The sequence below is a fragment of the uncultured Psychroserpens sp. genome (assembly GCF_947492715.1).
Lineage (GTDB): Bacteria > Bacteroidota > Bacteroidia > Flavobacteriales > Flavobacteriaceae > Psychroserpens.
The window spans coordinates 148,579-162,430 of record NZ_CANLNS010000002.1 but is presented as its reverse complement, the minus strand read 5'-3'; the positions used below and the strand labels follow the sequence as shown (position 1 = coordinate 162,430).

Below are 13,852 nucleotides of genomic sequence, written 5' to 3'. Positions count from 1 at the left end.
GGTTATTTTATTCAAATTTAAGGATATTATTTATTCTTGCTCCTCTAAATCTTTAGCATATGATGTTAAGTTTAATAGACTAAAAAAGCGTCCTAATCTACCTTTCATTGCTGCAAGAATCCCATGTTTGGCAATAAGTAATCTACTTACTGGTTGATCTTCATCTCTAATAAGTTGATTGAGAAGCGTTTTAGCCCCTTCGCTGCCATTATTTTCATACGCTTGCAATACATGAATAGCATGCTCTTCGTCGGTAACAGGTCTATATTTAGGCACATAACCTAATTCAGAAATCATCGTTTCGGCTAAAACCCATACAGACCAAGGATTTTGACCAGTAATAAGGTTTTTATCATGGCTCATTTTTTCTAAATACATTGTGCCTGCATTAAAACGAGCACCTTCTTCGACTAATTTGTCTTGTAGTAAAAAAGGGAATATAGATTTCGCATCAGAAATAAGGAGCAATTCTTCTTCATTGGTAAAACTACTTACCGTTTTGTTCTCTACTAAAGGTTTTCCGTTATCTAAAGTGACATTTACCAAAGCAGCTGGACCATGACATACCGCTCCAATAACTTTGTCGTTCTGATAATAATTACGCACAAGAGATTGAATGGCTTTATTATTTGGAAAATCAAACATTGCACCTTTTCCGCCAACAAAATATATGGCTTCATAATCTTTAGCTATAACGTTACTAATTTTTTGAGTATTATTTGCTTTGTACTGGGCAATAGAATCATTTAAGAAAGCATAGTCATATTTGCCCATATCTTCATCATCAATAACAACAGGTGGCTTCCCTCCTAATGGGCTCGCTATATCTACTTCAAAACCGTTGGCTTTAAACACATAATATGCACGTGCCAATTCAGTAAGCTCATACCCTGTACTTTCATCGCTTGTTCCCATCTTATCAGTGCTGGTGACAACAGCCAATATTTTTCCTCTGTACTCAGGGACATCCTCTGTAATATATGCAATGTTTTTTGCCTCGCTAGAGACGACGTCTACATCACGTGGTGGAATTAAACTTCTTATCCAAAAAAATAGAGATACTAGAAGTATTATTAAACTCAAAAAAACACCTAGTATCCATTTCAATATTTTAAATTTTTTTTTCATGTCATTTAGTTTATAATTATGCTGCAATAACAATAAACCCGTTTAAAAACACTGACGAAATGATAATTCCGTTAGAGTAAAAAATATATTGACATAAAGTAAAAAACAAAGTAAGAGGTGTTTTATGACTTAAAATCAGAATATTAGACTTGAATATTATAAATCAAAAAGCCACAACATAAAATTGCGGCCTTTTATAAAATCAATCTGAAAATCTAGATGATTTCAGCTTAATATCTTTTAGTGACGTTACCAAATTTTGATACGCTCATCTTCGGTTTTAAAATTTGCCTCTCCTGGTTGAAGATCAAACGCTTCATAAAATGGTGTAAAGTTCATTAACGGACCATTTACACGCCAAATTGGAGGCGAATGTGGATCTGTAGCAACATAATTACGTAAATACTCATCGCGCATTTTTACACGCCAAATGTTGGCTATAGACAAAAAGAAACGTTGGTTTGGTGTATAACCGCCAATTTTTGTGGTGTCTTGTCCTTGCTCTGTCATTTTAAAGGCATCAAACGCAATAGCTATACCTCCGTTGTCGGCAGTATTTTCGCCAACAGTTAAGGCGCCTTTTAAATGCACACTATCCAAGACTGTAAATGCACTATATTGATCAATAATTTGTTGTGTTTTCGCTTTAAATTTGGTGTAATCTTCTTCGGTCCACCAATTAGAGACATTTCCATTTTTATCGTATTGTGCACCTTGATCGTCAAATGCATGTGTAAATTCATGACCAATAACCATGCCTATGCCTCCATAGTTTACGGCATCATCGGCATATAAATCAAAATATGGAGCTTGTAAAATTCCTGCTGGAAATACGATTTCATTAAGGGATGGGTTGTAATAAGCCGTCACTGTAGAAGGCGTTGTTCCCCAGGCATCCCTGTTTGGCGCTTTATTAAGTTGATCTAACTGGTATTGGTAAGCATCCTGACGCAAGGCTACAACATTTTCAAAAAACTGATTTCGATCTATTGAAACATCATACGTTCTCCATACATCTGGATATCCAATCTTTTTATTAATAGCATAAAGTTTGTCTTTTGCCTTAATTTTGGTACTATCACTCATCCAATCTAAGTTGTCAATTCGAGTTTCTAGAGCCCTTTGAAAATTATTAACCAATTCTAATGCACGCTTTTTCGCATCCTCATTAAAATAGCGCTTCACATATAATTGTCCTAATGCAAAACCAATTTGTCCATCAACACGACGAACCATTTGTTTATCACGAGGTTGTTGTTCAGATTGCCCAGACAATACTTTAGAATACTCAAAAGACGCATCTTGAAACGCTTTACTCAAAATACTGGCATATGATCCAATAGAATTTGCTTTAAGGTACAGTTTCCAATCACGCAATGGAACGGAAGACAACATCTTATTTAATGTATCGTAATAAGCGGGTTGTGAAACATCTACATAGTCCACATCAGCACCTAAATTATCAAATATGGTTGGCCAATCAATGTTTGTATGTCTTTCGTTTAATTCGGAAATTGACATCTTGTTATAATTGGCTTTAACATCTCTGCGCTCTATTCTAGTTTTATGAGCTTGAGCCAATTCTTTTTCTATATGATATACGATGTCGGCATGAGCCTTTGCTTTTGCGTCACCAACCAATTCAAAAAGTGCACTTAAAAACGTTTTATAAGCACTTTGAATGTTCATTACTGAAGGATTATCTGAAAAATAGTAGTCTCTATCTGGTAAACCTAAGCCTGTTTGAGCAACATGCATTATGTTTAATGCACTATTCTCTTGATCTGGAGAAATAAATGGTGCCAATATCGAGTAGTCTCCAGATTTTATTTGAGTGGCTACAAACTTAGTCAATTCAGAAATATTAGTAATTGCATCGATGCGATCTAATATAGGCTGTATCGGTTTCATGCCTCGATTATTAATACTTATCGTGTCCATTCCTGATGCAAAAAAGTCACCAACTTTTTGTTCAATGCTCCCTTTAGGATGTTCTTTTTGTGACACTTCTTCAAGAATATTCTTTAATAATTCTTGCTGAGGAATATTTAAAAAACGATAAGAACCAACTCCAACTTGGTCATCAGCAATAACGGCCTTATCAAACCAGTTTTTATTTACGTGATTAAAAAAATCATCTCCTGGTTTAATGGAGCTATCAATACCATCAAAAACAACTGGTTTTAATACTATAGAAGTATCGTCATTTTCCGTTGTTTTGTCCTGTTTACATGAAAAACATAAAACAAGAATTAAAGAAAAATATCTTAGAGTTTTCATAAATGAATGTGTTTAGTTTCTCAAAGATATACATTTCTTTGAGCGATGTATAAAGTTTAGTATTTTGTTAATAGTGTCACATTAGAATTACCTATTGAAACGTTAAATTTTATAGGATATCTACTTGATTAAATGACATTTGTACTAATTACTATCAAAGACAAGGCGCTAGTGTTAGAAAAAAACTAATAACTCTAACAACAAATTAACACTTTCCAACGTTTTTATTTTTTAATTTCGGCCATCAAAAATTAGCAATTTTTTAATCACACCATGAAATTATTTATTACTTGTGTCTTCATTGCATTGACCGCTAACGTTTTTGCCCAAAAAGAACCTGAGTTTAAATTAGTTGATCTTTCAGAATTTAATTTTAAGACATCGATAGATTCTATAGAAAAGGAAACTGTTAAGGTTAAAGACAGCTTCACTCCTATTGATATCAAAGCTGAATATTGGGATCATACAGTCTACAACCCTTATAAAGAGGTTGATGTCGTTTTTCCTTTGCAATTAAAGTTCGAAGATTCTACCTATGCTTCTCCTATTGGTAAAAATAAGGTTATTACATCTCGTTATGGTTGGAGACGTGGAAGGGCTCACAAAGGGATTGATATTGATTTGATAACTGGCGATAGCTTATATGCCATGTTTGATGGTGTTGTAAGAATGTCTAGATATACTAGAGGTCATGGAAGAACAGTGGTGATTAGACATTATAACGGATTAGAAACGGTATATGCACATTTATCGGCTTATGGAGTTAAAGAGAATGACACCATAAAACGCGGCGCATATATAGGTAAAGGAGGTGTTTCTGGTAATGCTAGAGGGAGTCACCTGCATTTAGTTGTGAATTATAAAGGAGTTTCTATAAATCCAGAATACCTTTTTGAGTTTAATGAAGATAATACCATACGTTCTAAAGAACTTTGGATTACCCGAAAATGGACACGACCAATTGCTCACAATTCAAAGCGCCAAAGCAAAATTATTCCTTTATTATCTGAAGAAGATGCTGTAGCAAGTTTAATTAAGCAACAATCTATTTATACAGTTAAGCCAGGAGACACTTTGTCGAGAATTTCTAGACGAAATAATGTGACCATAGCTTCACTGTGTAAGACCAATGCAATCAAGAGAAACGCTGTTATTCGAGTTGGTCAAAAATTGGTCATAGAAAAATAACAACCCACTTTCCTCGAGTTTTAACCAAATACTCGCGATTTTATTTTCAAGTACATTTACGTAGTATATACTTCCTTGTATGGATTTAAAATACAAGTATTAATACGTAATTCTACCTTGTATCAATACTATAATTTTACAGTGTTATTAGCTTAAACAAAATGCTAGTAAACGTATTATTAATCTTTAAAATCATTTTATTATGGGAAATTTAAGTACAGTATTCGCAAATCCATCAGACAATAACACTGGATCTGCTACAGATGGTGTATCCGTAAATGCTTACGGACAAGGACAATGCTCTGGTGTGACTTACACAGTGCCAGCACACGGAGACATTGCAGTATCTTTTAAACTAAAAATGCAGTGTGTAACACCTGCAAATGTTGATGCATTAGATAAACTAATTCAAGGAATGTTAAGTGCTTCAAACAAAAAGAAGTATGATCAGCTTACACAAAAAAGTTCTAGTGGTGGACGAGGGTTTTTCTTGTTTTTCTCCGCTGGAGGAAGTAGAACATCTACAAAACAAACAACACATACGATGACAGAGTATGGTTTAACAACAGAGCAACAAACAAAAATTATTGATGCTATGTTAAAAATGGCAAACGAAATAAACACCTTTAATTATAAAGGTACCATTAACAATACTAGGTATGATTATTCAGTATCAGGAAATCTATTCGGAATTGTTATGGACGCTACAATTCAAAAAGGTGAAAACCATACCCAATTGCGTTTCTTAGCTCCTAACGTACATTTAGATGGAGACAATGGATCGTCATTGCCTTCTGTAGGAAAATTGTACTAATAGTAGCTTAAATTCTCCCTAATTTTAATATCTAACTATTTATAAATGAAGTGCTAAGTTTATTAGTACTTCATTTTTTTGTTAGAAATAAAACTTAATATAAAAGTCATTAGAAAACATACGTCGTTTTTGATTTGTAGTCGACAGAATGAGGTTTTGATCTTGAGCATTAGTATTGGTGCTTCTTAGAATAAATAAATCTTTCATATTTGGTGACCTTTCCATGATAATGAAATGTCCAATATGTATGATTTTATAACCAATCTCTATATTTGTAAAGTTTTCAAATTTAAACAGAAACCCAGCTCCTATATGCCACGCAAAAGGAAGGTTTCTGTTAGTTTCTGGAGCAATATTTCCTGGGCCAAGAATATTATTTTGACTATTGTTGTTGTTGTTGTTGTTACTATTAGTGACTTGCATCGTAAGAAATACATTATTGAGTTGAGATCTTAAGGTCATAAAAGACAATCCAGCTCCAGCAGATATTTGGAATGAGACTTGCGAACGATAATTCATATCAAATTGAAATAGCTCAAATTTTGAAAGCGCAAATAAGGACGTCGTACTAATCTTTGAATAATGACTAAATAATCCTGTTGTGGCAATCAATAGATTATTTGATAACACATGCTTTTCTTCTGCAAAGGACATGACAGAACTGTAGTTATAACTATCTCGATATTGCAAACCTATTCCCAATGACAGTTTCGGATTTAATGGATATTGCAGCTCCAACCCCAAGTACCCCAAATTAGAAATATAATCAGCAAATGACCTACTTTGAAGAGAAAAGACTTCGTCTTGAGGGTTTGAAGGAAAACTTAAAATTGTAAAACTCTGGCCACCTTCTATTGTAGGATATGACAAGCCATATTCGACATTGACTGCTAATTGAGACCACCAATCATGTCTTGAAGATTGCGCATGCGTTCGAGATGAAATCATGCTAATGCCAAATACTAATATGCTAGAATAGCAATAATTTTTTAATGAATATAAAGAGCTCATGATGTATTAGATCTCTATTAAAGATGGATAGACAATCTAACAAATTCATGTTATCAATTTATAAGTAATTATACCCGATTTAAAAAAATAAACATAGATGAAATCGAACTGTTATTTCGTGGTATTTACATCTGAGCCAAGAATAATGTCTTTTTGAACAACAAGTAGTCCATCCACTTTTTTAGGTTTAAGAACTCGAGAAGGATCACCTTTTTTTGCTAATCTTTTTCTACATAGCTTTGATAATAGAGGATCTTCATCAAAAAGGAAACTTGCAATATCGTATTCAGGCTTAGAGGCTTCTTTTATAGAAGGGTACAACTGTTGCAATTGACTATAGCGTCTGTCATTTCCAGGAATATAAGTGTAAAATGTATAATGTCCGTTAGCATCTGTTTTTACCCAACCTCTATTATACACATAACGTTTGCCATCTTGTTCTCTTAAATCGAAATCGCCGTTTTCGTCAGCTTGTTCAATAAATAATATAACGTCGACAGCTGGCGTGATACCATCACTTTTAAAAATGGTTCCTGAAATCTTAAGCTTTTCTTGCTTGGAATCAAAACCAGGAATTGTATCGGTATGATTTAATTGTACTTCAGAATAGTCATAGATTGGGTGACGTTCTAAAAAATTTGTAGAACCGTCATCAAGAGTATTTACAGATTCTTGTGCAATCGACACATGATTCATGCAAACCAAACAAATGAAATAAAGTAGGGCGTTAATATTTTTCATGAGGTTAAGCATTTTAGATATATCCAAAATTGGTGGATTTATATCGTAAACCACTAAAAATCACATGAATGTTCAAATTTTACGATAAAATGTTGAAAACGGTAAATTCTATCGATGAAAGGATCATAAATGTCTACCTCAAAGTTTAGTACGTATTAAGAATTTAAGGATTCGATTATGAGATATTAAACTAAAAATTAAGTTACTGGATATTTAATTTATTTGATTAGTTAAGCTGAAAAAACTCAAAATAATTTCACTTTTCAAAGCTAAAAAAAGACCAAAAAAGCATCAAGTATTTCGTCGTATAAATCTGCATTTTATCTAGTAATTAAGCACTTTATCCAAGAAATATGCATTTCGTAAGGAAAAATACTTTGCAAAAAAAAGGGAAATTTAGTTGTTTTTTTTAATTATTTGTATAGATTTGCTTATCTAACGTTAACTAAAAACCCAAAAAATGAAAACAAAGCCTACTTTATTTATCGTTGTTTTTTTTCTGATGGTTAGCTTCGGTTTTGCTCAAAAAAAGAATGCTCCAATTAATATGATCAGTGGAAAAACAAGTATATCCAAATATCATAGTCATGAAGAATTAGGTAAAATGTCTAAAGGCGCATTACTTAATCTCTATATAGAGCGTATAGAAGTTATTGTAAATATCTTACCAAATATTGCTTTTGCTACTAAGCCCGGTGTAACCATGGAATCTCTGGGTATCCCGGAAACTAAAGACAATAAAAAAGCACTGGAAGATAACAGAGAGGCATCTGTAGAATACTTTGATAGTACTGTCGAGTTTCAAAAGAAAATATTGCCTTATTCTGATACACGCGATTTAATAGCTGCGATTATGTTTTATGAAGAAACCTTAAAATCTTTGCACACTTATAACGATTACAAAACAGATTAGTTTTATTACTTATAAATTCAATTTAACCTCAACTTTTTAGTTGAGGTTTTTTTGTGTCTTATCCAAAATACTTAAGTGATTGATTTGTTGTCAGTTAGTCGTTTAAGTTTAATTCATTAAAATAACCTCTGTTTTTGTAGGAAAAAGAATACGGCATGTCAAAATACATGTATTTCGTCGATATTTTTTGCATTTCATAAGTATTGTTCATATGTTTGGTATATATATTTTAGCGCCCACTAATCTAAACAAATACGAATTTAACCACTATGAAAAAAATTACTCAAATTGCACTTTTATTTTTAGTAGTGTATGGCAATACATTTGCCCAGCAAGAGAAAGGAATTATTGGCTATAACAACTGGCTAAATCCTTGGACAGAATTCAAACCAAACAAGGTTGAATATGGTAAACCAACCAAAATACTAAGTGGTAATATTACCAAAGACACAAAACTGCTTAAGCGAGATATCTATCTTTTGCTTGGCGATGTATTTGTAACAGACAGTACTACACTTTCTATAGAACCTGGAACTGTTATTCTTGGTGATTTTAAAACCAAAGGCTCTCTTACTATTAGCAACGGTTCGAAAATTATTGCTGATGGTTCTCACACCGATCCTATTATTTTCACATCTAATAGAAGCGTGAAGAAACCTGGAGATTGGGGAGGCGTCTTTATTTTAGGAGATGCACCTACCAATAAGTATGGTAATGAATCTTCATTAAACTATGGCTTAGTTCCAAGTGCTGCAAAAACAATAAGCTATGGAGGGAATAATCCTGCTAGTTATTCAGGCGTATTGCGTTATGTACGTATCGAATATGCTGGAAAAAGAACTAGAGATTATGGGTATTTTAATGGACTTACATTAGCTGGTGTTGGTCAACAAACCATTATAGAGAATATCATGGTAAGTTATTGCGAAGGCAATTCATTTAATATATTAGGTGGTGATGTCATTTTAGATAAAATGGTATCGTATAAATCTAGCATAAATGACTATGAATTTAATTACGGAGCGCAATGCCAATTAAATAATTCACTTGCCATAAGGTCTCCATACGTATCTGGTGCCGAAACATCAAGATGCATGTACGTCTTGGCACATGATCTAAAAGAAGAAGCCGATTTTTCTAAAAGACAAACGTTTGTTGACGCCGAAAATTTAACCTTAATAAATCTAAGCTCTGATCTTAAAAATGACATCAAAGTTGGTCTCGTTAATGAAGCTATATTTATTGGAGAAGATGCCTCATTCAGTATTGATAAAAGTGTTATTTCTGGATTTAATCCTGCTGTGATTTTCGATAGCAAAATAAAAATCAACAGTGAGAATCTCGAAAAAATAAAATTTACTCGAACCTATTTCAATAATTGCAAGGGAAACATTTTTGTTGAAAATGTCGCTAACAATGAAGATTTAGAAAACTGGTATGGAAACAGAGCATTTAATAATGTGTATTCTAAAGGGCCAGATTCTGAAACCTTTATTGATGTAGAAAATTTAAAGCGTCCAGATTTCAGATTAAGAATCAATAGAATTATTGCTTCTAATGATATTGAAGATGATGACGATTAAAATATTTAAAATTAGCTATTAATCTCAATACGAATTAAAACAACCAAGCTTATAGAAAAAAAATACGCCCCAAACTAAATGTACTACCTAAATTCCCTATATAAATTCCTTTTAGGATTTTGTTTATTTGTTCTTGTTTCACAAGAAAAAGTAAATGCTCAGATTGTTATTGGTTCACCCAATCTTGGGTTTAGTCAAGCTTGTGCTAGCGATTCTTTTAATACGTTTAGCGCAACTTTTGTATTCTCTCCAGAAAATGGATTGAACCCATCAAACCAGTTTACAGTTGAAATGTCGGATGCTGATGGTGATTTTTCAGACCCTACTGTCGTTTATACATCTACAGCAGGCTCTATAACAACATCTCCGGCTACTGTTAATTTTTCAATACCAACTACTGCTGCTGGGGAAAACTATAAGATTAGAATAAAAAGTAGTGCTCCAGTTGCTACGAGCTCTGGTTCTAGCACTTTTGCCGCTTATTATAAACTACAAGATTCGCCTTTTACCATTAATAATTTGGTGTCAACTGGAGCATATTGTTCTGGTGGAAGTTATCTATTAACTATTGATAATCCTGGTAATGGCACCAATGATTCACCACTTAACTACCCCTCACTTACATATAATTGGTTTAAAGAAACGGGGCCAACGACTTCAGTTTTTGTGTCTGAAGGTCCTACTCTATCTGTAAGTGAAGAAGGAACTTACTTTGTGGAAACAAACTACGGAACATGCACATCCGATTCATTTTCTAATCGTGTTACAATTAGTGAAGTAACTAATGGTGAAGCCAATGCAGGAATAGCTTCAAGTTTAGGCAATCCATTTTGTCCAGGTCAAGGTGCTACAACATTAAGTACTATTGGAGGCAATAGCTATCAATGGTTTAAGGATGGTAATATTATTCCTGAAGCTACCAATCAAATGTATCAGGTAGATGAATCTGGTACTTATGCTGTTCAAGTAGATTTAGGAGATTGTTCTGCTTCTGGAACCATTGAGCTTGAAAGCGAACTATTTGATGGTTCAATTAATGTTTCAGAAACAAATACTATTGAAGATGGTGAGACCTTATCTGTAGTCGTAACTACATCTGCTATAAATCCCGAATTCAAATGGTACTTAAATGACGTTTTAATTACAGGTGCTATAGATGACAATTATGATGCTGGTGAATTTGGAAGCTATAAAATCGTGGTCAACGAAACTGTTGGATGTATTGGGTCAAGAGCGTTTTTATTCGAACTTAATGAAGCCTTGGATCCTTTTCCTGAAGTCGGAAATATACCAAATGTTATAAGTCCGAATGGCGATAATATTAATGATACTTGGGTTATTCCTACCAGATATGTAAGTGGCACTAACACCGAGGTATTGATTATGACCAATCGAGGAAAAGTGGTCTTAAAAACAAATAATTATTTAAATAATTGGCCCGAGAATGACTTAGGCCTTACAAGTATCAATAAAGTATTCTATTACGTAATAACAACTGAAAATAACGAAACTAAAAAAGGTTCAATAACAATTGTGAAATAATATGAAAACATATATGTTGGTTTTAATATTATGTTTCTGTTCTATACAGATGTTCTATTCTCAAGAAGATGATGGGGTAGTATCATTGAGCCTTCCTGTAAGAAATTCACTAACATTTAATCGTTATACAATTAACCCTACGTTTAGCTTTGTTAGAGAGCAAACCAAATATATTAGTATTTTCAATAAAAGAGAATGGATCCAATTTGAAGATGCTCCACTCACCTACTTAGCCAGTTATTCTGGGCGATTTGGAGAAAATATTGGAGCAGGATTAGGAGTGTTTCAACAAAACTATGGTGTTTTAACAACATTTGGTGGTGTTGCAAATTTCGCATATAATGCTCAATTGGCACGTGACAGCAACTTAACCTTTGGGTTAAATATTGGGGCTTATAAAAGTGGTGTCAATACTGGAAATGTTATAACAAATTTTGATGATCCATCACTACAAAATGTTCCTGAAAACTTCCTGTTAACTGTAAGTCCAGGGATTAATTATGGTCTAGTGTTTTTAGATTTTGGTCTATCAATAAACAACTTGGTAACTTATAACTCTACATCTTCAGCACTCATTGAAGATAATCCAGAACAAAGTATTCAAGCACATTTAATGTACACTGGATATATGAACAGCAGAGGCTTCTTTGATGAAAGTAAGTTTTCAGGTCTTATCAAATCTGAATTTAAAAAAGATGAAACAGTAATTTCTGCAATTGCTATGCTTACAGTTCCAAAAGGAATTTGGGCACAAGTTGGTTATAACAATGTATATGGAGCATCTGCAGGTTTAGGCGTTAACATTACTCCACAAATTGCCATTGAATATAATTATGAAAAAGCACTTGGCGATTTAACCGATTTCGGTCCATCGCACGAATTTACACTTGCTTATAGGTTTAAGAGCAAACAAAACTATGATTATAGTAGTGGTGATGAAATAAGTGGATTAATCTCTGGAAATAAAAGAAAGCCTGTCAAGTCAAACATATCTAAAGCACAAGCAGAAGCAAATCGTAAAGCCTCTGCTGAACGAAAAGCTGCAGCTCAAGACAAACTATTGGCAGAACAGAAGGCTAAAGAAGAAGCTGATACTCAAGCTAAATTATTAGCAGAACAAAAAGCCAAAGAAGAAGCTGATGCTCAAGCTAAATTATTAGCAGAACAAAAAGCCAAAGAAGAAGCTGATACTCAAGCTAAATTATTAGCAGAACAAAAAGCCAAAGAAGAAGCCGATGCTAAAGCTAGATTGTTAGCAGAACAAAAAGCTAAAGAAGAAGCTGATGCTAAAGCTAGATTGTTAGCAGAACAAAAGGCTAAAGATGAAGCTGATGCTAAAGCTAGATTGTTAGCAGAACAAAAGGCTAAAGAAGAAGCCGATGCTAAAGCTAGATTGTTAGTAGAACAAAAGGCTAAAGAAGAAGCCGATGCTAAAGCTAGATTGTTAGCAGAACAAAAGGCTAAAGAAGAAGCCGATACTCAAGCTAGATTGTTAGCTGAACAAAAAGCTAAAGAAGAAGCTGATGCTAAAGCTAGATTGTTAGCAGAACAAAAGGCTAAAGAAGAAGCTGATGCTCAAGCTAGATTGTTAGCAGAACAAAAAGCTAAAGAAGAAGCTGATGCTCAGGCTAGATTATTAGCAGAACAAAAAGCTAAAGAAGAAGCCGATACTCAAGCTAGATTGTTAGCAGAGCAAAAGGCAAAGGAAGAACGTATTTCAAATCCACAAGATGAGATTGGAAAATCAATGTATGCGCTTACTCAACAAGCAGAAGATGCTAAAGTGACTCAAAACGAATTACTTAAAAAGTTTGATGATATCGTAGCGATTAAGGATAAAGACCTTAAAGATCTTAAAGAGGAAAATGATTTAAGCGAACAAGGTATAGCAGTTAAACCTAGACCTTTCAAAAGTATTACTGCCGAAAACAATGCCTTAAATGCGATCAAGTCAGATTTAGATGCAGCCATTAAAACAAGAGGTGATAACATCAAAAAGTTAAAAACGCTTTATGAAGATAAATATCAGGCAGATACGTTGATAAATGATGATGTATATCTCTATTATCAAAAAGCTTTAAAACGTTTAGAATCTGAACAACTAAAAGCAACAGAAGCTAGAACCAATTTAGAAACAAGATTAGAAGACATTAGAGTGGCTACTGAATTTGAGAGAAGACGTCGAATAAAGCGTGCCGCTTTTGACAACGAAGATGAACGTTATGCACAAGACAGAACAACACTTGAAAATATCAAGCAATCAACTGCCTTAAGCAGCACCCCTATAAAATCAGAAGATTTTGATTTCGGTGAAAAACAGAGTGATAACATTCAAATATTAGAGAATGTAACAAATGTTGAAAAAGGATATTATTTGATACTTGCTGTGCATAGTGATGTTGAAAAGAGAAATGAATTTTTAAGAAAAGTTGTTGCTTCTGGACGTACAGATATTGATTTCTTTTATGATGTGAACACAAGTAAATATTACATCTACTATGATAAGTTTGATAATATAGAAGCTGCAAATGAGAAATTAAAATCAAAAGGAAGCAGACCATATAATAGCAAAATGTCTATAGCAAAAATTGAAAATTAAGAACGAATATAACTAAGGCTCCATTCCTTATTTCTGAAAGCCTCACTGATGAA

At 33.5% G+C, this 13,852-nt stretch carries 10 protein-coding genes; 6 read left to right on the top strand and 4 right to left on the bottom strand.

Annotated elements, in window-relative coordinates:
- Positions 1–30: 30 nt before the first annotated feature.
- Together Q0787_RS07570 and Q0787_RS07565 are read right to left on the bottom strand one after the other, a co-directional pair.
- Positions 31–1,128, bottom strand: a complete 1,098-nt coding sequence (locus tag Q0787_RS07570; protein WP_298901724.1) for a type 1 glutamine amidotransferase domain-containing protein — start codon at positions 1,126–1,128, stop codon at positions 31–33.
- A 249-nt stretch (positions 1,129–1,377) separates the two neighbouring features.
- Complete coding sequence (locus Q0787_RS07565) at positions 1,378–3,408, bottom strand: M13 family metallopeptidase (RefSeq protein WP_298901722.1); 2,031 nt, start codon at positions 3,406–3,408, stop codon at positions 1,378–1,380.
- A gap of 273 nt (positions 3,409–3,681) precedes the next feature.
- On the opposite strand from Q0787_RS07565, the gene Q0787_RS07560 reads away from it, so the two are divergent.
- Together Q0787_RS07560 and Q0787_RS07555 are read left to right on the top strand one after the other, a co-directional pair.
- Positions 3,682–4,596: a M23 family metallopeptidase gene (locus Q0787_RS07560; RefSeq protein WP_298901721.1), complete on the top strand. Its 915-nt coding sequence runs from the start codon at positions 3,682–3,684 to the stop codon at positions 4,594–4,596.
- Positions 4,597–4,798: 202 nt separating this feature from the next.
- Positions 4,799–5,410 carry a hypothetical protein gene (locus Q0787_RS07555; protein ID WP_298901718.1) on the top strand — a complete coding sequence of 204 codons (612 nt, stop codon included), beginning with the start codon at positions 4,799–4,801 and terminating at the stop codon, positions 5,408–5,410.
- Positions 5,411–5,491: 81 nt separating this feature from the next.
- On the opposite strand, the gene Q0787_RS07550 is transcribed toward Q0787_RS07555, so the two are convergent.
- Together Q0787_RS07550 and Q0787_RS07545 are read right to left on the bottom strand one after the other, a co-directional pair.
- Positions 5,492–6,358, bottom strand: a complete 867-nt coding sequence (locus Q0787_RS07550) for a hypothetical protein (protein ID WP_298901717.1) — start codon at positions 6,356–6,358, stop codon at positions 5,492–5,494.
- Between the two features lie 174 nt (positions 6,359–6,532).
- On the bottom strand, positions 6,533–7,162 hold the full coding sequence (locus Q0787_RS07545) for a hypothetical protein (RefSeq protein ID WP_298901716.1): 630 nt from the start codon (positions 7,160–7,162) through the stop codon (positions 6,533–6,535).
- A 460-nt stretch (positions 7,163–7,622) separates the two neighbouring features.
- Between Q0787_RS07545 and Q0787_RS07540 the strand changes: the two genes are divergently transcribed.
- From Q0787_RS07540 to Q0787_RS07525, 4 genes are all read left to right on the top strand, one after another.
- On the top strand, positions 7,623–8,075 hold the full coding sequence (locus Q0787_RS07540; protein ID WP_298901715.1) for a hypothetical protein: 453 nt from the start codon (positions 7,623–7,625) through the stop codon (positions 8,073–8,075).
- Between the two features lie 269 nt (positions 8,076–8,344).
- Complete coding sequence (locus Q0787_RS07535) at positions 8,345–9,658, top strand: hypothetical protein (RefSeq protein WP_298901713.1); 1,314 nt, start codon at positions 8,345–8,347, stop codon at positions 9,656–9,658.
- Between the two features lie 78 nt (positions 9,659–9,736).
- Positions 9,737–11,200, top strand: coding sequence for a gliding motility-associated C-terminal domain-containing protein (locus tag Q0787_RS07530; protein WP_298901711.1), 1,464 nt, complete (start codon positions 9,737–9,739; stop codon positions 11,198–11,200).
- Position 11,201: 1 nt separating this feature from the next.
- Positions 11,202–13,799, top strand: coding sequence for a PorP/SprF family type IX secretion system membrane protein (locus Q0787_RS07525; protein ID WP_298901710.1), 2,598 nt, complete (start codon positions 11,202–11,204; stop codon positions 13,797–13,799).
- Positions 13,800–13,852: the final 53 nt, after the last annotated feature.

Coding starts and splice junctions, on each gene's coding strand:
- Q0787_RS07540 (WP_298901715.1), top strand. CDS start 7,623: ATGAAAACAAAGCCTACTTTATTTATCGTTGTTTTTTTTCTGATGGTT.
- Q0787_RS07545 (WP_298901716.1), bottom strand. CDS start 7,162: ATGAAAAATATTAACGCCCTACTTTATTTCATTTGTTTGGTTTGCATG.
- Q0787_RS07560 (WP_298901721.1), top strand. CDS start 3,682: ATGAAATTATTTATTACTTGTGTCTTCATTGCATTGACCGCTAACGTT.
- Q0787_RS07555 (WP_298901718.1), top strand. CDS start 4,799: ATGGGAAATTTAAGTACAGTATTCGCAAATCCATCAGACAATAACACT.
- Q0787_RS07535 (WP_298901713.1), top strand. CDS start 8,345: ATGAAAAAAATTACTCAAATTGCACTTTTATTTTTAGTAGTGTATGGC.
- Q0787_RS07570 (WP_298901724.1), bottom strand. CDS start 1,128: ATGAAAAAAAAATTTAAAATATTGAAATGGATACTAGGTGTTTTTTTG.
- Q0787_RS07530 (WP_298901711.1), top strand. CDS start 9,737: ATGTACTACCTAAATTCCCTATATAAATTCCTTTTAGGATTTTGTTTA.
- Q0787_RS07525 (WP_298901710.1), top strand. CDS start 11,202: ATGAAAACATATATGTTGGTTTTAATATTATGTTTCTGTTCTATACAG.
- Q0787_RS07550 (WP_298901717.1), bottom strand. CDS start 6,358: ATGATTTCATCTCGAACGCATGCGCAATCTTCAAGACATGATTGGTGG.
- Q0787_RS07565 (WP_298901722.1), bottom strand. CDS start 3,408: ATGAAAACTCTAAGATATTTTTCTTTAATTCTTGTTTTATGTTTTTCA.